We start from the raw sequence: 21,050 nt of genomic DNA on the forward strand, positions 1-21,050 counted from the left end.
TGAAGTCGCCAGATGTGGACAAAAACTCCGGAGGTACGCAACCGCAGCCCTCCCGTGTACTATTTACAGAACGAACGGTCGGTAAGTGGAGGATTCCGCGATGCCGGATGCCGATGACAGTGCTGTTTATCGCATGAAGGGTGTTTCCATGGCTGCAACCGCAGGTCCGCAGGCTTTCCTTGTTGGCGGGGTCAGAACGCCGGTGGGCAAATACGGCGGCGCGCTCTCGTCCGTCCGCCCCGACGACCTTGCTGCCCTGGTGGTCCGGGAAGCCGTCCACCGGGCGGGCCTGGACCCGGACAGCATTGACGAGGTCATCCTGGGCAACGCGAACGGCGCGGGCGAAGAAAACCGGAACGTGGCCCGGATGGCCACGCTGCTGGCCGGGCTGCCGCTTCATATCCCGGGGATCACGGTCAACAGGCTGTGCGCCTCCGGCCTGAGTGCCATCATCCAGGCCAGCCACATGATCAAGGCCGGTGCCGCGGACATTGTCATCGCCGGCGGCGTGGAATCCATGAGCCGGGCACCGTGGGTGCAGGAGAAGCCCACCGCCGCCTTCGCCAAACCGGGCCAGATCTTCGACACCTCCATCGGCTGGCGTTTCACGAACCCGCATTTCCAGCACGGTGTCCTGTCCCGTGACGGCAAGATGACGTACTCCATGCCGGAAACCGCGGAAGAGGTGGCCAGGGTGGACAGCATCTCCCGCGAGGACGCCGACGCCTTTGCCGTCCGCTCGCACGAACGGTCCCTCGCCGCCATTGAAGCCGGCCGGTTCAAGGACGAGATCGTCCCCGTCACTGTCAAGACCCGTAAATCCGAGACCGTGGTGGACACCGATGAAGGACCGCGGCGGGGAACCACCATGGATGTCCTCGCCGGGTTGAAGCCGGTGGCACACGGCGGCACGGTGGTCACCGCCGGCAACTCCCATCCCTCAACGACGGCGCCTCAGCGATCATCGTGGCCTCGGAGGCCGCCATCGAACGGCTGGGACTGACACCCCGGGCACGCATCATCGACGGTGCCTCGGCCGGCTGCGAGCCGGAGATCATGGGCATCGGCCCGGTCCCCGCAACCCAGAAAGTCCTGAAGCGCAGCGGCCTCAGCGTCGGCGACCTTGCCGCCGTCGAACTTAACGAAGCCTTTGCCACCCAGTCCCTTGCCTGCATCCGCCGGCTGGGCCTCGATCCGGACATCGTCAACAACGACGGCGGCGCGATAGCCCTCGGGCACCCGCTCGGTTCCAGCGGGGCCAGGATTGCGATCACCCTGCTGGGCCGGATGGAACGCGAGGATGCGAGGGTTGGCCTCGCCACAATGTGCATCGGCGTGGGCCAGGGCACGGCAATGCTGCTGGAGAAAGTCTGATGCCGGGCGCCGTGGACCTGGCTGCTGAAAAGTTCCACGCCCTCCTGGTGGAGGAACGCAGTGACCGGGTAGTGGTGCTGCTCAACAGGCCCGAGGTGCGGAACGCCATCGACCAGCAGATGGTGGACGAACTGCACACCGTCTGCACCGCGCTGGAACAGAACCCGAAAATCCTGATCATTGCCGGCACGGACGGCGTCTTCGCCTCCGGGGCGGACATCGCACAGCTGCGGGAGCGCCGGCGGGACGACGCCCTGCAGGGCATCAACTCCACCATCTTCGTCCGGATCGCGAAGCTGCCCATGCCGGCGATCGCGGCCCTGGACGGATACTGCCTTGGCGGCGGGGCCGAACTCGCGTACGCAGCCGATTTCCGGATCGGCACGCCTGCGGTGCGGATCGGCAATCCCGAGACCGGGCTGGGGATCCTCGCCGCTGCCGGCGCCAGCTGGCGGCTTAAAGAGCTGGTGGGGGAGCCGGTGGCCAAGCAGATCCTGCTGGCCGGCCGGGTCCTTGGCGCCGAGGAGGCGCTGGCGGTCAACCTCATCACCGGAATCCATGAGCCGGACGGCCTGCTGGACGCTGCCCACCAGCTTGCGGACGGCATCGGGCGGCAGGATCCGCTGGCGGTCCGCATCACCAAGTCCGTGTTCCATGCCCCGGCCGAGGCCCACCCCCTGATCGACCAGCTGGCCCAGGGGATCCTGTTCGAGTCCGAGGCGAAGTTCGAGCGGATGCAGAAGTTCCTGGACAGGAACGCCGCCAGGAAGGCCGGCAGGGAATCCGGCCTGGAAGCGGGCAGCGAAACCGGAAAGAAGGACCAATGACCAACCCCAAACTTGCTCCCGGACTCCCCGCACACGTCGGTGTCCTGGGCGGCGGCCGCATGGGCGCCGGGATCGCGCACGCCTTCCTGGTCAAGGGCGCCGACGTGCTGGTGATCGAGCGCGACGAGCCGTCCGCCGAGGCAGCCCGCGAGCGGATCGAGGCGGCCGCGGCCAAAAGCATTGAACGCGGCGCCACTGACGCCAACCTGGACGAGATGGTGTCCCGGCTGGCTGTGGGCGTGGACTACGACGCCTTCACCGGCCGGCAGCTGGTGGTGGAGGCCGTGCCGGAGGACTGGGACCTGAAGGTCACTGCCCTGCGCGGCATCGAGGAGCGGCTGGCCGACGACGCGTACCTCGCCTCGAACACCTCGTCCCTGTCCGTCAACGGGCTTGCCGGCGAGCTGAAGCGGCCGGAGAACTTCCTGGGCCTGCATTTCTTCAACCCGGTCCCGGCGTCCACCCTCATTGAAGTGGTGCTGGGGGAGCGCACGTCACCCGGACTCGCGCAGGCGGCGAAGGGGTGGGTGGAGGCACTCGGCAAAACCGCCGTCGTCGTCAATGACGCCCCTGGCTTCGCATCGTCCCGGCTGGGGGTCGCGATCGCACTGGAGGCGATGCGCATGGTGGAAGAGGGCGTTGCTTCGCCAGAGGACATCGATGCCGCGATGGTCCTTGGCTACAAACACCCCACCGGGCCGCTTCGGACCACCGACATTGTGGGGCTGGATGTCCGGCTGGGGATTGCCGAATACCTGCACTCGACTTTGGGGGAGCGCTTCGCGCCGCCGCAGATCCTCAAGGACAAGGTGGCCCGCGGCGAACTGGGGCGTAAGGCAGGCAAGGGCTTCTTCGACTGGCCCAGCTAGGACCGCGCCTTAAGCGGCCGCCTAGTCGAAGAACCCGACGATGTAGCCGATGAAGTAGAGCAACGACAGCAGGACCACGATCCCGATGATCGCGATCCACAGGAACTGTGTGCTCTTCCTGGTCCCGTGCTCGTCGTGCCCCTGCGGGCCGGCGGTGGAGGCTTCACCGGGCGGGGTTTCTCCCGGGGGCACGCCGCCGCCGGGCTCCAGGCCTGTGATCTTGTCGTCCTCCGGGTCCGGATTTGTTCCTGACACGTCAACTCCCTTGCTCGCCGTCCTGGTGCTGTCCCAGCGTAACCGGCCCCGGTGGCGGGGCCTAGGCTGGTGCAGTGACTTTCCTAGAACCCCTGACCCTGACCGGCCGCCATGTAATCCTGGAGCCGCTGGCCGGGGAGCACCACGACGGCCTGGTTGCTGCGGCAGCCGACGGTGAGCTGTGGAAGCTCTGGTACACCTCGGTGCCGGCGCCGGATGAAATGGCCGCAGAGATTCAGCGCCGCCTGGCGCTGCAGGACGAGGGCTCGATGCTGCCGTTCACCACGCGGCTGATCGACCCCGCCACCGGAGGCCCCGGCCGGATCATCGGGATGACCACCTATATGAATATCGACGCCGGCACGCCCCGGGTGGAGATCGGCTCCACCTGGAACGCGGCGTCAGTCCAGGGCACGGGCACCAACCCGGACTCCAAGCTGCTGCTGCTCCGGCACGCGTTCGAGACCATCGGCTGCCCGGCCGTCGAGTTCCGCACGCACTGGCTCAACCACCAGTCGCGCGAGGCGATCGCCCGGCTGGGGGCCAAGCAGGACGGCGTGCTGCGGAACCACTCCCGCACCCGCGACGGCATCCTGCGGGACACCGTGGTCTTCTCGATCCTTGAGCACGAATGGCCCATGGTCCGCGCCGGGCTGGAGCACAGGCTCGCCCGGCGGGGGTAGCCGCAAAGGTTGATGGGGGGCAGTCCTTCGATGCCCAGCTGTTGGGTTTGGGCAGGGTGAAATATTCAAACGATTGAAGGGTGGCTTCAATCGTTTGAACTCCTTAGGGTACCTTTATCCCGCACTCAACGAGGAGTCTCATGAACGAATCAATCGGCACCGCCGCCGCACCCGTTTCATTCCAATCCGTGATGCGCCCCTTCGGGTGGCGCGACAAATCGGCTACCTTTTCGGCGACCTTGGGAATGACTTCACCTTCCTGCTCGCATCCTCCTACCTGCTCGTGTTCTACACGAACGTGGCAGGACTCCAACCCGCGCACGTCGGCATCCTGTTCCTCGCGGCCAGGCTCATCGATGCTTTCACGGATGTGGGTTGGGGGCGTTTCCTGGACCGGCACCGCCCGTCGCCTGCCGGCCGCTTCCGTGCCTGGATCGGCAGGGCTGCCTTGCCCCTCGTCGTTGTAAGTGCGCTCCTTTATGCACCCTTCATTGCTGACTGGGACTACGGCCTGAAACTTACGTACGCTGCTGTCACCTACCTGCTGTGGGGTTCCGTCTTCTACACGATGGTCAACATTTCCTACGGTTCGCTGGCATCCGTCATGAGTCCGAACCCGGGGGAGCGGGCTTCCCTCTCAGTGTTCCGCGCTTTCGGAGCAAACGTCGCGGGCCTGTTCGTGGCCCTTGTTCCCCCACTTCTGATCTACGCGACCGTTGACGGGGTTTCGCAGGTCCTTCCCGGTTCCTTCTTCATGACAGGTGTGGGGTTCTCCATCGCCGCGCTCGCGTTCTATGCCATTTGCTACACCCAGGTGCGTGAACGCGTGCAGGCAGTACCCGTGCAGGAAAAGCGCAGCTTCCTGAAACTCCTGCGTTCCCTGGCCGGAAACAGGGCGCTGCTGGGGCTCATGGCCGGAAACCTGATCCTCATGCTTGCGTCGCTGCTCACGATGTCCATGGCGGCGTACCTGTGGCTGAACTACTTCAACAACGGTGCGCTTTCCGGTCCTGCCCAACTGGCGAACTACCTGCCAGGCCTTGTGCTGGCGCCGGTCGCGGCGTGGCTCGCCCGCCGTTTCGGCAAGAAGGAAATCATCGTCACGGGCATGCTCTTCTCTGCCGCTGTTTACATGTTCCTGGCCCTTACGCACGTCACCTCGCCATGGGTCTTCATCGTCCTGACAGTGCTTGCCGGTTTCGGTATGGGTACCTACTCGCTGCTCGTTTGGGCGCTAATCGGCGATGTCATCGATCACGAGGAGGTGCGCAGCGGTGAGCGTGACGACGGCACCGTCTATGCGGTCAACACCTGGGCGCGCAAGGTAGGACTGGCCCTGGCCGGTGGCCTCGCGGGCGTGGCACTGACGGCGGTCGGCTTCCAGGCCGGCTCGCCCACTCAGACCGAGGAGACCATCAACGGGATCTACCTCGTATCCACACTCGTGCCCGGCGTCCTCTACGCCGTTGCCGCTCTCCTGCTGCTCTTCATCTACCCGCTCAACCGCAAACGGGTGGCTGCCAACGTGGAAGAGCTGAAAGCACGGCGGGGCCAATAGCATGACTGCCGGAGCCCGACCAACGCTCAAGGACATCGCCCGCCGTGCAGGCGTGTCCGTGTCAACGGTGTCCTACGCCCTGAATGAGCAGAGCACCCTTCCCCTGAGCGGCACCACGAAGGCGAAAATCCGGCAGATCGCCAGGGACATCGGCTACGTTCCCAACGGCCTCGCCCGATCACTGCAGGCCGGCACCAGCCGTACCATCGGCGTGCTCCTGGACAAACCGGTCACCACGCCGCGGTACGCGGCCATTGTGCAGGGGCTCGTCGAGGGACTGACCGAGCAAGGCCTTCACCTTGCCCTCCTTCATAAGGGCCCGGCGTCACAGTGGGTGGCCGCGGTCCGGGGTTACCAACTCGACGGCCTCATCTTCGTGGGCCACGACGACCATGAGGTGCCAGGCGAGCTTGCGGAGCTCGTTGCCAAGCACAGCGTCCCCTTCGTGGCACTCGACTGCGGGGCCTTCGGAGAGGAGCGCCCATACTCGACGGTCGATTTTGACTACCGGGCCGGCGTCGAACTGCTCATGGCGGAACTTGAACGGAGGGGGACGCGCACCGTCTATTACCTTCGCCCGGATCTGGTGTCCCGTGCGGAGAGGATCCGCGAGCAGGCCGTGTTTTCGGCGCTGGGTCAACGCCCCGAGGTCGCACTGCGGGTGGTTTCCACCGGAATCACGGCAGAACACCTCAAACGCCTCGAGGAGAACCCGGACCAGCAGGCTTCGTACGTGCACGAACTCGCCGGCCGGGTGGAGCAGGCCCTCGGGACCGACGGAGCCGACCCCGGGCACACCACCCTTCTGTGCTCCTGGGGCGCGGATGTGGAGGCCGTATACCGGGTGGCGCAGCGCCGGGACCCGCGCTATACGGTGGCGGGACTTGCCGCCGGCACGCTTACCACAGGGCTCTGGCCGAACCTGGTCTACTCGCGTCTTCCTCTTGAAGGCGCCGGCCGGGAATGCGCACGCCTGATCATGGGCGAGACCAGCACGTCCCCCGTCCACGAACACCTTCTCCTGCCACCGGTGATCGACGCCGGGCAGTCCACGAATTCCGAGACATCGGCGCCGGCAACAGCAGCCGATGAGACGTAAAAGCAAGGAAGCAGGCACCATGCCACGCACCAACATCATTTTCATCATGTCCGACGACCATGCCGCCCATGCCATTTCGGCGTATGGCAGCCGGGTCAACAAGACGCCGCACCTCGACCGGATCGCCGAGGGTGGCATGCGGATGGACGCCGTCTTCTGCACGAACTCCATCTGCTCCCCGTCACGGGCTTCGATCCTTACCGGCACCTACTCCCACGTCAACGGCGTGTCGTCCATCTGGACGGAGATGGATTACCGCGTCCCAACGTTCATCGATGTGCTGCGCAACAACGGCTACCGCACGGCATTGTTCGGCAAGTGGCACCTCGGTGAGCAGGAAGTCTCGGAGCCGCGCGGCTTCGACGCGTGGAAGGTCTTTCCCGGCCAGGGCGACTATATGGACCCCGAAATGATTGATCCGTCCGGCCGCACCATCGAAAAGGGCTACGCGACCGACATTGTCACCGATCTGTCGCTGGACTGGATCGACGAGCGGGGCGAGGATGAGCCGTTCTGCCTCCTGGTGCACCACAAGGCCCCGCACCGGCCCTGGGTGCCTGACGAGAAACACAAGCACCTCTATGCTGACGGGACGATTCCCGAGCCTGAGACCTTCTTCGATGACTATGAGACACGGAGCAAGGCCGTACGCGGCGTGCACATGACCATCGCTGACGACATGGGTGCCGACGACATCAAAATGGAGGTGCCGGAGCACCTGCGGGGTGAGGGAAACCGTGAAGAACGGATGCGGTGGAAATACCAGATCTACATGCGCGACTACCTTCAGTGCATCCAGTCAATCGACGACAACGTGGGGCGGATGCTCGACCACCTGGAGGCCAAGGGGCTCGCAGAGAACACGCTGGTGGTCTACACCTCCGACCAGGGATTCTTCCTCGGGGACCACGGCTGGTTCGACAAGCGGCTCATGTTCGACCAGTCCCTGCAGATGCCCATGCTCATCCGCTGGCCGGCCCAGATCGAAGCCGGCAGCCGCAGCGAAGCGATCATCACCAACGTGGACTTCGCCGCGACGTTCCTGGATGCCTGCGGCATCGACGCAGCGAACGAGCTCCCCACCTCGCAGGGGCGGAGTTTTCTGCCGCTGCTGCGCGGGGAGAGCATCGAGGATTGGCCCGACGCCGCCTACTACCGGTATTGGGAACACGATGATCCCATCCACGCAGCGCCCGCCCACTACGGCATTCGCACCCGGGATTACAAGCTCATCTACTACTACGGCGCCGGCCTTGGAGTGCCCGGGGCATCGGAACGGCAGTTCGAGCCTGAATGGGAGCTCTACGACCTGCGGAACGACCCCACCGAGGTGCGCAACGTTGCCGACGATCCCGCATACGCCGGGATCAAGAGCGATATGGAGCGGAAGCTCGCTGACTACCAGAAGCGGTACGCGGACGAACCGTACCGCGGAGAGGACACCCCGCACCCGGTGTGGGGGCCTTACGATGCTGAACTCTTCGCGCAGGTCGAGGCATACGTCGCCGGTATCCGGGCATCCAGCTGACGCAGCATTACCCGGGCATCACCGGCTGCAGCCGGTGATGCCCGGGAGCGATGTGGGAAAGTGAAAAGGATGAACGAGGAGAACCCAGGTGCCGGGTGTTGCGCGCCGGCAGGCCGCGCAGTGTTCACGGGCACGTCGGACAAACCCCTGCCGGAGCCTGCCCTGGCCGATGCAGGGCTAGGCCGCCACCGGATTGAGCAGGCAATTGTCCCCGCCCTGACATTCGGGATGGGGGATTCGCAAGGGGACGAGAACCGGGGCGACGGCGAAACGCCCGTCCACCAGGTAACCCTGGAGTCATTTTCAATCGACGCGACGAGCGTGACGAACAACGACTTTGCGCGGTTCGTCGAGGCGACCGGCTACCGCACCGAAGCCGAGGCTTGGGGCTTCTCCGCGGTCTTCCATCTTGCTGTGGCGGCACCGGAGGAAGACATTATGGGCTCTCCGCCGGGACGCCCTGGTGGCGGGGCGTGAAGGGTGCGGACTGGCGACACCCGGGGGGACGCCACTCCGGTATCGACGGGCTCGGGGACCACCCGGTGGTCCATGTCAGCTGGAATGACGCGGTGGCGTACTGCCAGTGGGCCGGCCGGGCTCTTCCGACGGAAGCGCAGTGGGAGGCTGCATCGCGTGGCGGGCTCGATGGTGCAAGGTTCCCCTGGGGAGATGACCCGCACGGTGACGCGTCTTTCCCGCTGCCCACCACCAAGCCGCGGGCCGGCGAATCCTGGCGGATGAACATCTGGCAGGGACCGTTTCCGGCCGAAAACACTCGCCAGGATGGATTCCTCACCACAGCACCCGTACGCAGCTTTGAACCGAACGCTTATGGGCTGTGGCAAACCATTGGGAATGTCTGGGAATGGTGTGCCGACTGGTGGAGCCCCGGCTACTACCGCGTGTCTCCTGCCACCGACCCGCGCGGACCGGACAGCGGCCAGGTCCGGGTCATGCGGGGAGGCTCGTACCTGTGCCACGACTCCTACTGCAACCGGTACAGGAACTCTGCCCGGTCCTCGAACACGCCGGACTCATCAATGGGCAACGCGGGGTTTCGCACAGTGGGGCGGACGGTTGGGGCGGCGCACCCTGGCGAATGACGTTAATCCCCGCCGGGCTGGAGCACAGGCTCGCCCGGCGGGGGTGAGGTCTTGGCTACGGCCGGACCAGTTGGCCCAGCTTCACCGAAGACAGCAACGCTGAAGCATAGGCGCGATGCCCGTCCGGGGTCGGGTGGAAGTTGTAATCGGCAGTGAAGTCGGTCAGGGAGAGTTGGAGCTAGGGGTCGGTTGAGTTCACGGCGTGCCCTGCAAACTCATCGGTCACATCAACATATTGCGCATTGGCGAGATAGAGCGTGTTTGAAGTACTCACAGCGGCCGCGATTGCGGTATTCACCCGTACGGTCGCCTGGTTCATGAGTATTTGGTTGGTCACGGGAATGGGAGCAAAAGCACTGGACGGCTCAAAGAGCAAAGGATATCCGAGGACCATAATCCTTGCGTTGGGAGCAGCCTGGTGAATTGCTGCATACGTCTGGGTCAAGCTGGTGGTCAGGAACGCTAACGCTTGCGGCGAGGTTGCTTGAGCCACAGCCGCCCGGCAGGCTTCCTCGGAAGAGAAAGCGCAGACTCCAAGGACGTAAGCGAATCCGAGGTCGTTCGCGCCTGCCGTAATGGACACCAGCTCCGTATCAGCCGAAAGGGCCCCGGAGGTCACCAGGGATTGGATCTGTTCCTGAACAGTGGGCGTGTAAATCACAGGGTCCCACGTGGGGCTGGCAACAGAGAGAACAGCGCCGTGGCAAGCGGCGTTGTCCACCAGCTCCACGCGTCCGGTCCTTCCGACCACATCCACATATCCGGGGCTGCTCTGCCAGCAGTCAACGCCTGCCGGCCGTTCCGCCACTCCCGCGCCTGTGCCAGCTGTATATGAATCACCCAGAGCAACGTAGTCAACATTGGGCGGGGGTGCAGCGTCAGCGGGGATGGCCGTGAAGCCCAGGGCCATGGCCAGGGTGGCGAGGCCGGCCGCAAAAGCTGATTGACGCCGTCGTACTGGTGCAATTCCCATTGCGTTCTCCTTTGAACCGCCTAAGGCACAAGCGTGTAGGTGTACGTTACGCCTGGCAGGGGCAACCGTCATTAGGGTCCGGCCCCCGCAATTCCCCTAAATCTCCCCAATCGTGACGTGCGTCTCCTGTGACTGGTGTGATTAGCTGGCCGGGTGACGAAAACGGGCAGGTCCATGGACTGGGATGGTGCCGTCAACGCGTGGCACGTGGCCGGCGGCGTTTACCGGATGGGACGCCGCGAATGGCTCACGGAAACGGGCTGGCAGCAGGCGTACGACGACGGCATCCGCACCGTCGTCGACCTTCGCAATGCCGCGGAGGCGCGCCGGCGGGACACCGATCCCGTGGTGTCGGACGCCGCATGGCACGGCATGGCAGTCCTCGCGGCACCCACCGAGGAACCCGGCCACCCCCGCTTCACCGAACTCTGCGGCCCCTACCTGAACGATCCCGCCTACTACCTGGACAACTCCCGCATCTTCCCGGAGAAACTGGTGGGCGTCTTCCGGGCTCTCGCGGCGGGGGCGGAGCGCGGCGACGTGATCCTGCACTGCGCCGCCGGCCGCGACCGCAGCGGCATGGTGGCCGCCATGGTCCAGGACCTGGCGGGTGACCCGGACCAGGACATCGCCGAGGGCTACCGACGCGCCGCCCGCGGCATCAACGAGCGCTACCGGACCCACGGTCCGCCGCATGACCGGGAACGCTACCTGGACGACGCCGAGCTGGCACCGCTGCTCGAGCGGCGCGGGGCCGCCGTGGTGGAGTTCGTCCGCGCCCTGGACGCCCGGGCCTACCTCCTCCGGCACGGCCTCAGCACCGGCGAACTCGACGCCGTGCTGTCCCTGTGCGGGGCGGGGGTGGCCCGATGAGGCCGGTCCATCTGCGCCGGTTCCTGTCCCTTGGCGCCGTCGCCGGGATGCTGGCGTCCTCCGCATACGCCGCCGCCCCCGCCTGGGCCGAGGACCAGGCCGCTGATGCCCCCAGCGTCGAAATATCCGACGGCGGAAAGGGCCTTTCAGAGGCGGCGCTCGCCGAAGCGGTGCAGCGCGACCTCGGACTCACGCAGGAGCAGTTCGCCGCGGCCGGTGAGCTTGGTTCCCGGGCTGCTACTGCCGCCGTTCAGCTCCGCGACGTCCCGGGCTATCAGGGCATCAGGCTGGAAGACGGCCGGATCGTGGTGACCGGGTCCGGCGCGGAGCTGCTGGCACAAGTGGCGGGGCTCGCGGCGTCGGTCCCGGAACTTGTGCTGGAGGCGCCGGCACCGGAGGCCCGGCTTGCGGATCCTGGTGCTTCCACTGCCCCGGGCGAGGGTGCGGAACTGGCGGTCAGCACCGAACAGCTTTTCCAGGCCTACGTGCGTGAGGTCGGCCCGGAAGGCCTGCAGGCTGTGCTGGCGTCCGGCGGAAAATTCGTGATCCGGACCGGCGGCGTCAACACGCCCGAGTCCACCGGGAAGACCGGCACGGCATCCGTTCCGGCCGGCGGCGGGAAGGTGTCGCCCGCCGAGTTCGTAGCCAAGTACGCCAACGTGGAGCTCGACGGCGGCGCCTCCCTCGCGCCCGAAGCCGATGTTCCCGGCGGGGTCGGCTACATTGCCGACACCGGCTGGATCTGCTCCACGGGCTTCTCCGCCTTCAACCCAGCAGGCCTGCCTGCTGTCCTCTCCGCCGGACACTGCGCGTCCGACGGTGCGGCAAGGACCGCCACCCTGCAGTTCCTCGGTGAGCCCGCCGGCCTGCTGGGCGAATTTGGCTTCAGCCAGTACGGCGGCCCGGGCAACTCGAGGGTCCTGGACCCCGCCACCCCCACTGGTCCGGGCGGCACGGCTCTGACCGACCCCGGGAATGTGGGCACCGACATCTCCGTCATCGAGTCCCTGCGCGCCGATGTGGACCCGCTGCCGGCAGCCAGCACCTGGGGGACCCCTCCCAGCCCGAGCCGGACGTCAAGATCATCGGCGGCGCGGACCCGGTGCTGGGAATGCCGGTGTGCCGCTCAGGGCGGACGTCATTCTGGTCCTGCGGCACCATCGACGCGGTGGGGATCTTCGTAGTCCCCGGTCCCGCCTACGCGATGGACCCCACCGACCTGCGGGCCTTCCGCGGTTTCCTGTCCTACGCCGTGCAGTCCAGCGGAGGTGACTCCGGCGGCCCCTACGTCAGCGGCAACTACGCCGTGGGGACGCACGCTGCCGGCGACACTCCGGATGAAAACGGCAACGTCGTCCAGAACATGGCCATCGCGGCGACCCTCAGCGAGGGCCTGGCTGTCCTGCCCGGCTACCAGCTGGAACTCTTCCTCAACAAGCCTGCCGTCACCAGCCCCGAGCCTGGGGGCACCTTCGAACCGGGGCAGCAGGTCACAGGCACTGTTCCGGCGGCACCGGCCTCCGCGGTGGCCGCCGGGTCAACAGTCCGGATCACCCTGGACGGCGGAGATCCCTTCGAGGTCCCGGTGGACGACGCCGGGAACTGGAGCTTCACGGCTCCTGAAAGCACCCCGGGGGCAGCGGAAAGCTGCAGTTCACGGCCGAGACGGTCAACGGTTTCAGCGTCTCGGGCACCAGCAGGTTCGAGTTTGGGCGTGCCCCGGAAGAGCCACCCGCGCCACCGGCTCCGGAAGAACCGCCCGCGCCTCCGGTGCCGGCCGAACCGGCAGCAACGGTGCCTGCCCCCGCGCCTACCGGATCTGTCCCCGCCAGCCCGGCCCCGGCTGGCCCGGCCGCTGTCCCGCCGGCGAATCCCACGGGTGGAGGCGCCGCCGTCGTACCTTCCCCGGCCGGGACACCACCCGCCGGCCTGGCCGATACATCGGGCCCGTACACCGCCGGCTCCACCGGCGGGCTCGCCTACACCGGCGCCAGCGCACTCCTGCCGGGGGCAGGCGCAGCGTTCGCGGCGCTTGCCGCCGGCATCCTCCTGACAGTCCTGGTCCGCCGGCGGAACCGGCGCCGGGTCCCCTAACTACGAAAGGGCGGGGCCGCGTTGCTGCGCCCCCGCCCTTTCTGCCGGCCACTCGGGCCGGGACTGTGCCCGCGGTCAGCGGTGGCCGTGCCACCTGTCTTCGCCGTCGACCACCTGAACGGCAACGCCCAGGGTGCCGTCGGCGAGGCTTCCCCAGGCGTAGACGATGGTGTTCGTCCCGCCTGTAACGGTGATGTCAGCAGGGCCGATCACCGGGGTTGTGGTTCCTGCCGCGGCTACCGCAGCTGAAATCGTGCCGGCCCTGAGCTTCAGCACGGCTTCATTGGGGTTGGTGAGGCCCTGGATGACGGGTTCGCCGTTCGCCAGCACGTCGACGGCGGGAGCCGCGGCCACGTGCCTGACCGTCAGCTTGCCCTTCCGGTCATTCCGGAGGCCCTTGGTGCTGTTTTCGAACAGCGAGGCCGTGGGGGGCGCCCGCGGCGCTGAGGTGGGCCACGGCCGTGTAGTTGCCGCCTTCGTCGAGCTGCACATCCACAGGTCCGATCACCGGGTTCGCGGCGGAGGTGGCGTCAGCGGCAGTCACGGCGATCTGGTAATCGCCGGCGGGCAGCTCCAGCGGCCCGGCCAGGGTGCCGGGAGTGAAGTCATCAAGCGTGAGGTTCCCGTTCACCCACACGTCCACCGTCAGGCCGGGAACACCATGGAGGACGGACAACAGGGCGTCGTCGTCATCCTGGTGCCATCCGCCGGCCTGGGCGGGGCGGCGAAGGCCAGCGAGGCGGCCAGGGAAAGTGCTCCGGCGGCGTAACCCATTTTGCGCATATCAAACTCCTTCAAGGATGCCCGGTAGCCGGGCTGTTTGTGCTTACGCGCTTAATACCCGGGAAGTACCGTCTTTGGATGCACTGCAGGAGAAGTTTTTCTGGCTACTGCTTGTGCCGCCGCATCAGCAGGTTGGTGATGCGCAGCGTGCAGAGCCGCTGGCCGATCTCGTTGGTGATCAGCACCTCGTGCGTGGTGAGGGTGCCGCCCAAGTGGATGGGTGTGGCCGTGATGGTGACCACGCCTTCCCGGGCGGACCGGTGATGCGTGGCGGACACATCGACGCCCACCGCCGTCTTGCCCATCGTGCTGGCGTGGATCACGGCGGCCCAGGAGCCCACCGCCTCGCCCACGGCCAGCGAGGCGCCGCCATGCAGCAGGCCGAACGACTGCCTGTTGCCCTCCACCGGCATGGTGGCCACCACGCGCTCCACCGACTCCTCCACGATCTTGACCCCCATCTTCTCGTCCAGCTCGCCGAGGGTGATCTTCCACAGCTCGTGCCCTGTGGGGGAGTGGTCCTGCGTCTCGGCGGAATTCGGAACGGGGGTGCTCATGGGAGTCTCCTTCGGTGTTGCCGGACGGCACATTCATGTATGGTTCTTATATTACCGAACGGACGGTCAGTAATCATTGGCCGCCTTTCTGCCCCTTGTTGGAAGGACCCGTCAACGATGACCACCACAGCCACAGCTCCCCAGGCCACGGTCGACACCGTGGAGACAGTGCCCAGCTTCATCCAGGATGCCTGGTGGACCCCCGACGCCGGCACCTCGGCCTCCGCGGTTCCCGTCCGTGATGCGAGCACCGGGGAGATCCTGGCCAAGGTGAGCACCGAGGGGCTGGACCTGCAGGCCGTGGTGGACTACGGCCGCAGCACCGGCCAGGAGGAACTGGGCAAGCTCACCTTCCACCAGCGCGCCCTGAAGCTCAAGGAGCTCGCGCAGTACCTGCACGCCCGGCGCGAGCACTTCTACAACTTCTCCTTCCAGACCGGCGCCACCAAGATCGACTCCATGGTGGACATCGACGGCGGCATCGGCGTCCTCTTCACTTTCGGCTCCAAGGGCCGGCGCGAGCTGCCCAACTCGCAGGTGGTGGTGGACGGGCCCATGGAGGTGCTGTCCAAGGACGGCTCCTTCGCCGGCGAGCACATCTACACCCGCATTCCCGGCGTCGCGGTCCAGATCAATGCCTTCAACTTCCCCGTCTGGGGCATGCTCGAAAAGTTCGCCCCCGCCTTCATCGCCGGGGTTCCCACCATCGTCAAGCCCGCCACCCCCACCGGCTATGTTGCCGCAGCGGTGGTCAAGGCCATCGTGGAATCCAACATCCTGCCCAAGGGCTCGCTGCAGCTGATCTCCGGCTCGGTCCGCGGTCTGCTGGACGTGCTGGATTACCGCGACTACGTCTCCTTCACCGGCTCGGCCTCCACCGCCTTGTCCCTGAAGTCCCACCCGAACGTGGTCCAGGGCGGGGTCCGGTTCACGTCCGAGACCGATTCCCTGAACGCGGCCATCCTCGGGCCTGACGCCGTCGAGGGCACCCGGAATTCGATGCCTTCGTGAAGTCCGTGGTCACCGAGATGACCGTCAAGGCGGGCCAGAAGTGCACCGCCATCCGCCGGACCATCGTCCCGGAGGCGCTGGTGCCCGCCGTCGTGTCCGCCATCGGCAAGCGGGTCCAGGAGCGCGTGGTGCTCGGCGATCCGCGGGGCGAGGGCGTCACTATGGGCGCCCTGGCCTCGGTTGAGCAGCTTCAGGACGTGCGTGCAGCCGTGCAGGCCATGCTTGACGCCGGCGGCGAGCTTGCGTACGGAACGCTGGATTCGCCGTCGGTCACCACTGCTGACGGCACCTCCGCGGTGGTGGAGGAAGGCGCCTTCATGTCTCCCATCGTGCTCAGCTGGAACGATGCGGAGGCGGAGGCGCTGCACTCCCTGGAGGCCTTCGGCCCCGTTTCGTCGGTGATCGGCTACAAGGACCTGGCCGACGCCGTCCGCCTCGCCGCCCGGGGCAGCGGTTCCCTGGTGGCCACTGTCTGCACCAATGATCCCGCCGTGGCGCGGGAACTGGTGACCGGCATCGCCGCGCACCATGGCCGCGTGCTGATGCTCAACCGTGAGGACGCGCGGTCGTCCACCGGCCACGGCTCGCCTGTGCCGCACCTGGTCCACGGCGGACCCGGACGCGCCGGCGGCGGCGAGGAGCTGGGCGGCATCCGCTCCGTCATGCACCACATGCAGCGCACCGCCATCCAGGGCTCACCGAACATGCTGACCGCGGTCACCGGCATCTGGCATGCCGGGGCGGACCGCAACTTCACGGTGGAAACCGAAGGGACCCACCCGTTCCGGAAGCGGCTGGAGACGCTGCGGATCGGCGACGCCGTCCGGTCCGATCTGCGGCAGGTCACCCTGGAGGACATCACCGCCTTCGCCAACAGCACCGGCGACACCTTCTACGCCCACACCAACCAGGAAGCCGCCGAAGCCAACCCGTTCTTCCCGGGGATCGTGGCCCACGGCTACCTGCTGCTCAGCTGGGCCGCGGGACTGTTTGTGGAGCCCGCCCCGGGTCCGGTGCTGGCCAACTACGGCCTGGAGAACCTGCGCTTCATTACCCCGGTGGCGGCCGGGGACTCCATCCGGGTCACCCTCACCGCCAAGAAGATCACCCCGCGCGAAACCGACGAGTACGGCGAGGTGGCCTGGGATGCTGTCCTGACCAACCAGAACGACGAGATCGTGGCCACCTACGACGTCCTCACCCTCGTCGAAAAGTAACCCCCGGTTGCTCTATCACTTGTGGTCCCCAATTAGCCCGTTTGGGGACCATAAGTGATAGCGCATCGAGGGCTTTTATTGGGGTGGGGGCGTAAAATTCTGCCCGTAGGAGGTGGCCACATGACCCTAAGAATGAAATCAGCCACAACCATCCTGCCAGTCGATGATGCAGCCCGCGCCCACAGTTTCTACACCGAGAAACTTGGACTCCGCACCGCGGTATGACAGACGATGGAAGCGAAATACTCGGCATTGACGGCGGCGCCATGCTGCAGTTGATGCCGGTCAGGGACGGCAAGCACTCGGAACACACGGCCCTCAGCTTCGAGGTCACGGACATCGAGCAGACAGTCCGCGAGATGGAGTCCATGGGCGTGCAGTTCCAGGACTACGACCTGCCCAACCTGAAGACGGAGAACCACATCTGCACCACGGGCTCCGAGAAGAGCGCATGGTTCATGGACACAGAGCACAACATCCTCTGCGTCCACGAGAACCTGGGCAACAGGATGGAGTACCAGCTCTAAAACAACAGCAGGGTTTCGGCAGGCTCAACCACCGGTGGCAGGGTTTCGGCAGGCTCAACCACCGGTGGTTGGGTTTTGCGGGGAAACGTCAGGATTCGGCGCCGCCGTGCAGGGCGTCGTCGCTGCTGTCGTCCTCGCGGCCCGTGCCGTGCCCGCTTTCGCTCTGGTCGGAGAGGTCCATGTTGCCGCGGGCCTCCTCCATGGTGGGGCCGCCGGAAGGAACGCTGTACGTGTCCGGGCGGATCCCGTGGGACTGCTCCTCGATGAGCGCCTGCTCCTCGCTGAAGCGGATCACGTTCGCCTCGTCGCCGGCGTCGCCGGGAATGTCCTCACGGACCTTCGAGGGGTCGGGAACGATGAAGCCTGCCTCGGGTTCTTCTTTGGAGTTGCTCATTTCCATTCCTTCCTATCGGGTGGTGCTATCTCTGGGACGTTCGGCGAGGTCCACCTTGACGTCCCGGGTCTCGTCGCCGCGCTTGACGGAGAAATTCACGGTGTCGCCCGGATTGCGGCCGCGCAGTTCGGACAGGAGCTTCTCCGGCGCGGTCAGTTCCACGCCCTCCATCGACTCCAGGACATCCCCGGGTCGGATCCCGGCGCGTCCGGCCGGGCCGTCCTCGGACACGGCCAGCACCAGCACGCCGGAGACCTGCTCGATGCCCAGCTGCTCGGCAATCTGTGCCGTCAGCTCGCCGGGGGTGAGGCCCACGTAGGCGTGTTCGGCGGTGCCGTCAGCCAGGAGTTCCTCGGCCACTTCCACGGCGGTGGCGGCTGGGATGGCGAAACCGAGGGCCACGGCGCCTGCGGACGGCGGGATATAGGCCTCGCTGATGCCGATGATTTCGCCGCGCATGTTGATCACGGCGCCGCCGGAGTTGCCGGGGCTGATGGGGCATCCGTCTGGATCAGGTCCACCAGGGACAGGCTGTTGGACGCGGACCCGGGAATCGAGCGGTGGAGCCCGGAGATGATGCCGGCGGTGGCGGTGTTCTCGAAGCCGAGCGGAGAGCCGAGCACTACGGCGCCCTCGCCCACCTTGGGCAGCGTGGTCTGGTACACCGGCTTGGGCAGGCCCGTGCGGTCCGCCTGGACCAGCGCCAAGTCTGTGACGGGTCCGTGGCCCGGACGGTGCCCTCCACCCGCTGGCCGTCCGCGAAGGCCACCTCAACCCTCGTATTGCCGCGGATCACGTGCTCGTTGGTCAGGACCAGGCCGTCCTCGGAGTACACCACGCCGCTGCCCAGCCCGCCCTCGGTAAAGATGGTCACCACCGACGGCGCCAGGTTCTCCACGAGTTGCGGGATGCCGCCCGCCGCGTCCTCCGCTACGGGAGCGGGTGCGGAACCGGCCGGGCTGGCCGCGGGGGTGTTGCCGGAGTCGGCGGTTGGCGCCGGGGGAGGAGGCGAGCCTCCTGTGCAGGCGGAAAGCACGACGGCGGCGCTCAGCGCGAGTGCGGCGGCGGCGGTCCTGAGCGGGCCGGGACGCCGCGGAGTGCCCGGACCCCGGTGGCGGGGCCCCGGATGGATGGCTGGTCTCATTGACTACCTCCCCTGCGGACGGCGGCTTTCTACCACCGTAGCCGGGGAGCAACCCAAATACCAAGCACGCTTAGCATTTACCCGCCCTCACTGCGGGAATAGTCCGAGGCCGGCTAGGAGTGGCCGTGCAGCCCGTCGAACGCCATGGTGATGACGTCGTTGGCCAGGCGCTCCGGCGACAGCGAACCGCCGGGTTTGTACCACTCCACGATGGAATTGATCATGCCGAACAGGAGGCGGGTGACGGTCCGGGGTCGATGTCGGTGCGCAGCGAGCCTTCGTCCCGGGCCGCCGAAATCAGGGCCGCCACCTTGTGGTCGAAGGTGCGCCGCCTTTCCAGCGCATCCCGCTCAATTTCGGTGTTGCCGCGCAGGCGCAGCAGCAGCGTCACGAACGGCAGCCGGTCCACCAGTACCGCCACGGTCTGGCGCAGGACGAACTCCAGCCGTGCATCGGCCGCGCCGGACGTCGCTTCCGGCTCCTCGAGGATCGACTCCAGCCCGCCCAGGGCGTGGTCCAGGGCGAGCTTGAGGAGGTCGCCCTTGGACGGCACGTGATGGTAGATGGCCGACTTCGAGATGCCCAGGTTCTCGGCCAGGATCCCCATCGACGTGGCGTCGTAGCCGTGCCGGTTGAAGACATCCACGGCGATCCGCAGCACTGACTGCTGGTCGTAGCCGGGCCGGCCGCGCTTGGTGCCGGCGGGGCTGGAGGTGTCGGCGGTGCTGGTTGTCTGGCTGGGCATAGGTGCTAGTTTCTCACGAACGGTCGGTTGGTCCGGGCGGGCGCCGGGCGGGCCAGCCCGGCACCGCCGGTGCTGCTATCCCTTCGGGCGCAGGTCGTAGATGCGGCGGAGCTTGCCGTTGGACCGCTCCAGCGAGCCCGGCTCCACTACGGCCACCGTGCAGGAAGAACCCACGTGGATCTTGATCTGCTCCTTCAGGGTGCGTGCCGCCGTCGTGCTCTGCTCGGTGGTGACGTTGTCCCGCCGCTCGATCTTCACGGTCAGCTGGTCCATCCGCTGCCCCTCGGGCCGGGTGAGCTCGAGCTGGAAGTGCGGGCTGAGTTCGGGGATGCGCAGCGCGATCTCCTCGATCTGGGACGGAAGAGGTTTACGCCGCGGAGGATGATCATGTCGTCGCTGCGGCCGGTGATGCGTCCCATCCGGCGGTGCGCGGGGCGGGCGGTGCCGGGCAGGAGGCGGGTGAGGTCCTTGGTGCGGTACCGGATGATGGGCAGCGCCTCCTTGGTGAGCGAGGTGAAGACCAGTTCGCCGTGTTCGCCGTCGCCCAGCACGTTTTCCTTGCCGGGGACGGGATTGAAGGGGTCGATGATTTCCGGGCGGAAGTGGTCCTCCCAGATGTGGCTGCCGTCCTGGGTCTCCACGGCCTCGCCGGCCACGCCCGGGCCCATCACCTCGGACAGTCCGTAGATATCGCACGCCTTGATGTCCATGGTGACTTCGAGTTCGTGCCGCATCTCCTGGGTCCACGGCTCGGCGCCGAGCACGGCGTACTTCAGGGACGTGGAGGTGGGGTCGATGCCCATGTGCGCCATGGCGTCTGCGATGGTCAGCAGGTAGGTGGGGGTGCAGAGGATGGCGTCCGGCTTGAAGTCCTGGATGAGCTGGATCTGCCGTTCGGTCTGGCCGCCGGACATGGGGATGACGGTGCAGCCCAGCGCCTCCGCGCCGGCGTGCGCGCCCAGGCCGCCGGTGAACAGGCCGTAGCCGTAGGCGTTGTGGACCTTCATCCCGGGGCGGATGCCGGATGCGCGGAAGCAGCGGGCCACCAGCTTGGCCCAGTCGGCCAGGTCCTGCTTGGTGTAGCCCACCACCGTGGGCCGGCCGGTGGTTCCGGAGCTGGCGTGCACGCGGGCCACCTCGTGCTGCGGCACGGCGAACATCCCGAAGGGGTACTCCTGACGCAGGTCCTCCTTGGTGGTGAAGGGGAAGTTGCCCAGGTCGGCCAGTTCACGGAGGTCTGACGGGTGGATTCCGGCGTCGTCGAACTTGCGCTTGTACAGCGGCACCCGCTCGTAGGCGTAGGCGACGGTGTGCTGCAGGCGGCTGAGCTGGAGGGCCTCGAGTTCGTCACGGGAGATGGTCTCCTCGCGGTCAAGGACGGCATCCGCCGGCTGGGCGGTTGCTGCGGCGGGCGTTTCGGGGGCATGCAGGGTCAT

19 protein-coding genes and 6 pseudogenes are annotated in these 21,050 nt (G+C 66.7%); 13 read left to right on the forward strand and 12 right to left on the reverse strand.

Annotation, left to right across the window (positions count from 1 at the left end):
• The first annotated feature begins 148 nt into the window (after nt 1-148).
• From ACPEE0_RS02995 to ACPEE0_RS03005, 3 genes and pseudogenes are all read left to right on the forward strand, one after another.
• Nucleotides 149-1,374 (forward strand): annotated as a pseudogene (locus ACPEE0_RS02995) (thiolase family protein).
• Nucleotides 1,374-2,201 carry an enoyl-CoA hydratase/isomerase family protein gene (locus tag ACPEE0_RS03000; protein ID WP_424573865.1) on the forward strand — a complete coding sequence of 276 codons (828 nt, stop codon included), beginning with the start codon at nt 1,374-1,376 and terminating at the stop codon, nt 2,199-2,201. Before ACPEE0_RS02995 ends, ACPEE0_RS03000 begins: the two are co-directional and overlap by 1 nt.
• Entirely contained in the window at nt 2,198-3,070 is an 873-nt protein-coding gene (locus tag ACPEE0_RS03005) for a 3-hydroxyacyl-CoA dehydrogenase family protein (protein ID WP_133349021.1), read from the forward strand. Before ACPEE0_RS03000 ends, ACPEE0_RS03005 begins: the two co-directional genes overlap by 4 nt.
• A gap of 21 nt (nt 3,071-3,091) precedes the next feature.
• Here the strand turns inward: ACPEE0_RS03005 and ACPEE0_RS03010 are convergent, their stop codons facing one another.
• Nucleotides 3,092-3,325, reverse strand: coding sequence for a DUF6480 family protein (locus ACPEE0_RS03010; protein ID WP_009356646.1), 234 nt, complete (start codon nt 3,323-3,325; stop codon nt 3,092-3,094).
• A 74-nt stretch (nt 3,326-3,399) separates the two neighbouring features.
• Here ACPEE0_RS03010 and ACPEE0_RS03015 point away from each other — a divergent pair, with 74 nt between their 5' ends.
• The 5 genes and pseudogenes from ACPEE0_RS03015 (at nt 3,400) to ACPEE0_RS03035 (ending at nt 9,296) form a co-directional block, all read left to right on the forward strand.
• Nucleotides 3,400-4,008 (forward strand): GNAT family N-acetyltransferase, encoded by a 609-nt coding sequence (locus ACPEE0_RS03015; protein WP_009356645.1) that lies wholly within the window; start codon nt 3,400-3,402, stop codon nt 4,006-4,008.
• A 205-nt stretch (nt 4,009-4,213) separates the two neighbouring features.
• A complete protein-coding gene (locus ACPEE0_RS03020; RefSeq protein ID WP_424573866.1) occupies nt 4,214-5,566 on the forward strand; it encodes an MFS transporter in 1,353 nt (450 codons plus the stop codon).
• Nucleotide 5,567: 1 nt separating this feature from the next.
• On the forward strand, nt 5,568-6,665 hold the full coding sequence (locus ACPEE0_RS03025) for a LacI family DNA-binding transcriptional regulator (RefSeq protein WP_424573867.1): 1,098 nt from the start codon (nt 5,568-5,570) through the stop codon (nt 6,663-6,665).
• A gap of 19 nt (nt 6,666-6,684) precedes the next feature.
• The gene (locus ACPEE0_RS03030) at nt 6,685-8,193 is read left to right on the forward strand and encodes a sulfatase family protein (RefSeq protein WP_424573868.1); all 1,509 of its coding nucleotides are present in this window, start codon (nt 6,685-6,687) and stop codon (nt 8,191-8,193) included.
• 69 nt (nt 8,194-8,262) lie between these two features.
• Nucleotides 8,263-9,296, forward strand: a pseudogene (locus ACPEE0_RS03035) (formylglycine-generating enzyme family protein).
• 178 nt (nt 9,297-9,474) lie between these two features.
• Here the strand turns inward: ACPEE0_RS03035 and ACPEE0_RS03040 are convergent.
• Complete coding sequence (locus tag ACPEE0_RS03040; protein ID WP_424573869.1) at nt 9,475-10,269, reverse strand: SGNH/GDSL hydrolase family protein; 795 nt, start codon at nt 10,267-10,269, stop codon at nt 9,475-9,477.
• Between the two features lie 174 nt (nt 10,270-10,443).
• Between ACPEE0_RS03040 and ACPEE0_RS03045 the strand changes: the two genes are divergently transcribed.
• The 3 genes from ACPEE0_RS03045 to ACPEE0_RS03055 are packed head-to-tail and all read left to right on the forward strand — an operon-like array spanning nt 10,444 to nt 13,195.
• On the forward strand, nt 10,444-11,142 hold the full coding sequence (locus ACPEE0_RS03045) for a tyrosine-protein phosphatase (RefSeq protein WP_424575226.1): 699 nt from the start codon (nt 10,444-10,446) through the stop codon (nt 11,140-11,142).
• Nucleotides 11,139-12,326 (forward strand): hypothetical protein, encoded by a 1,188-nt coding sequence (locus ACPEE0_RS03050; protein WP_424573870.1) that lies wholly within the window; start codon nt 11,139-11,141, stop codon nt 12,324-12,326. The genes ACPEE0_RS03045 and ACPEE0_RS03050 overlap by 4 nt, the downstream gene beginning before the upstream one ends.
• Complete coding sequence (locus tag ACPEE0_RS03055) at nt 12,311-13,195, forward strand: hypothetical protein (RefSeq protein ID WP_424573871.1); 885 nt, start codon at nt 12,311-12,313, stop codon at nt 13,193-13,195. Before ACPEE0_RS03050 ends, ACPEE0_RS03055 begins: the two co-directional genes overlap by 16 nt.
• Nucleotides 13,196-13,311: 116 nt before the next feature.
• Here ACPEE0_RS03055 and ACPEE0_RS03060 read toward each other — a convergent pair whose 3' ends face one another.
• The 4 genes from ACPEE0_RS03060 to ACPEE0_RS03075 form a co-directional block, all read right to left on the reverse strand.
• The gene (locus ACPEE0_RS03060) at nt 13,312-13,590 is read right to left on the reverse strand and encodes a DUF4397 domain-containing protein (RefSeq protein WP_424573872.1); all 279 of its coding nucleotides are present in this window, start codon (nt 13,588-13,590) and stop codon (nt 13,312-13,314) included.
• Between the two features lie 28 nt (nt 13,591-13,618).
• The gene (locus tag ACPEE0_RS03065) at nt 13,619-13,867 is read right to left on the reverse strand and encodes a DUF4397 domain-containing protein (RefSeq protein WP_424573873.1); all 249 of its coding nucleotides are present in this window, start codon (nt 13,865-13,867) and stop codon (nt 13,619-13,621) included.
• A gap of 14 nt (nt 13,868-13,881) precedes the next feature.
• The gene (locus ACPEE0_RS03070) at nt 13,882-14,019 is read right to left on the reverse strand and encodes a hypothetical protein (RefSeq protein ID WP_424573874.1); all 138 of its coding nucleotides are present in this window, start codon (nt 14,017-14,019) and stop codon (nt 13,882-13,884) included.
• A 104-nt stretch (nt 14,020-14,123) separates the two neighbouring features.
• The gene (locus tag ACPEE0_RS03075; RefSeq protein WP_424573875.1) at nt 14,124-14,576 is read right to left on the reverse strand and encodes a PaaI family thioesterase; all 453 of its coding nucleotides are present in this window, start codon (nt 14,574-14,576) and stop codon (nt 14,124-14,126) included.
• A gap of 117 nt (nt 14,577-14,693) precedes the next feature.
• Here ACPEE0_RS03075 and paaZ point away from each other — a divergent pair.
• A pseudogene (gene paaZ / locus ACPEE0_RS03080) lies at nt 14,694-16,804 on the forward strand (phenylacetic acid degradation bifunctional protein PaaZ).
• Between the two features lie 120 nt (nt 16,805-16,924).
• Nucleotides 16,925-17,331 (forward strand): annotated as a pseudogene (locus tag ACPEE0_RS03085) (VOC family protein).
• 88 nt (nt 17,332-17,419) lie between these two features.
• Here ACPEE0_RS03085 and ACPEE0_RS03090 read toward each other — a convergent pair.
• The 6 genes and pseudogenes from ACPEE0_RS03090 to paaK all read right to left on the reverse strand — a co-directional run bounded on the left by ACPEE0_RS03090 (nt 17,420) and on the right by paaK (nt 21,050).
• On the reverse strand, nt 17,420-17,725 hold the full coding sequence (locus ACPEE0_RS03090; protein WP_009356635.1) for a hypothetical protein: 306 nt from the start codon (nt 17,723-17,725) through the stop codon (nt 17,420-17,422).
• Nucleotides 17,726-17,737: 12 nt separating this feature from the next.
• Nucleotides 17,738-18,184: a S1C family serine protease gene (locus ACPEE0_RS03095; RefSeq protein WP_424575227.1), complete on the reverse strand. Its 447-nt coding sequence runs from the start codon at nt 18,182-18,184 to the stop codon at nt 17,738-17,740.
• 5 nt (nt 18,185-18,189) lie between these two features.
• Nucleotides 18,190-18,348: a hypothetical protein gene (locus ACPEE0_RS03100; protein WP_424573876.1), complete on the reverse strand. Its 159-nt coding sequence runs from the start codon at nt 18,346-18,348 to the stop codon at nt 18,190-18,192.
• A complete protein-coding gene (locus ACPEE0_RS03105; protein WP_424573877.1) occupies nt 18,348-18,869 on the reverse strand; it encodes a trypsin-like peptidase domain-containing protein in 522 nt (173 codons plus the stop codon). The genes ACPEE0_RS03100 and ACPEE0_RS03105 overlap by 1 nt, the downstream gene beginning before the upstream one ends.
• A gap of 113 nt (nt 18,870-18,982) precedes the next feature.
• Nucleotides 18,983-19,614: pseudogene (locus ACPEE0_RS03110) on the reverse strand (TetR/AcrR family transcriptional regulator).
• 75 nt (nt 19,615-19,689) lie between these two features.
• Nucleotides 19,690-21,050: pseudogene (gene paaK / locus ACPEE0_RS03115) on the reverse strand (phenylacetate--CoA ligase PaaK).

The sequence above is a fragment of the Arthrobacter sp. SD76 genome (genome assembly GCF_049726125.1).
Classification (GTDB): Bacteria; Actinomycetota; Actinomycetes; order Actinomycetales; family Micrococcaceae; genus Arthrobacter; species Arthrobacter nitrophenolicus.

What these genes read in the sequence shown, in the direction of transcription:
- ACPEE0_RS03095 (WP_424575227.1), bottom strand. Translation starts at nt 18,184, where the DNA reads ATGCGCGGCGAAATCATCGGCATCAGCGAGGCCTATATCCCGCCGTCC.
- ACPEE0_RS03075 (WP_424573875.1), bottom strand. Translation starts at nt 14,576, where the DNA reads ATGAGCACCCCCGTTCCGAATTCCGCCGAGACGCAGGACCACTCCCCC.
- ACPEE0_RS03045 (WP_424575226.1), top strand. Translation starts at nt 10,444, where the DNA reads ATGGACTGGGATGGTGCCGTCAACGCGTGGCACGTGGCCGGCGGCGTT.
- ACPEE0_RS03005 (WP_133349021.1), top strand. Translation starts at nt 2,198, where the DNA reads ATGACCAACCCCAAACTTGCTCCCGGACTCCCCGCACACGTCGGTGTC.
- ACPEE0_RS03050 (WP_424573870.1), top strand. Translation starts at nt 11,139, where the DNA reads ATGAGGCCGGTCCATCTGCGCCGGTTCCTGTCCCTTGGCGCCGTCGCC.
- ACPEE0_RS03105 (WP_424573877.1), bottom strand. Translation starts at nt 18,869, where the DNA reads ATGAGACCAGCCATCCATCCGGGGCCCCGCCACCGGGGTCCGGGCACT.
- ACPEE0_RS03070 (WP_424573874.1), bottom strand. Translation starts at nt 14,019, where the DNA reads ATGCGCAAAATGGGTTACGCCGCCGGAGCACTTTCCCTGGCCGCCTCG.
- ACPEE0_RS03090 (WP_009356635.1), bottom strand. Translation starts at nt 17,725, where the DNA reads ATGAGCAACTCCAAAGAAGAACCCGAGGCAGGCTTCATCGTTCCCGAC.
- ACPEE0_RS03000 (WP_424573865.1), top strand. Translation starts at nt 1,374, where the DNA reads ATGCCGGGCGCCGTGGACCTGGCTGCTGAAAAGTTCCACGCCCTCCTG.
- ACPEE0_RS03025 (WP_424573867.1), top strand. Translation starts at nt 5,568, where the DNA reads ATGACTGCCGGAGCCCGACCAACGCTCAAGGACATCGCCCGCCGTGCA.
- ACPEE0_RS03040 (WP_424573869.1), bottom strand. Translation starts at nt 10,269, where the DNA reads ATGGGAATTGCACCAGTACGACGGCGTCAATCAGCTTTTGCGGCCGGC.
- ACPEE0_RS03030 (WP_424573868.1), top strand. Translation starts at nt 6,685, where the DNA reads ATGCCACGCACCAACATCATTTTCATCATGTCCGACGACCATGCCGCC.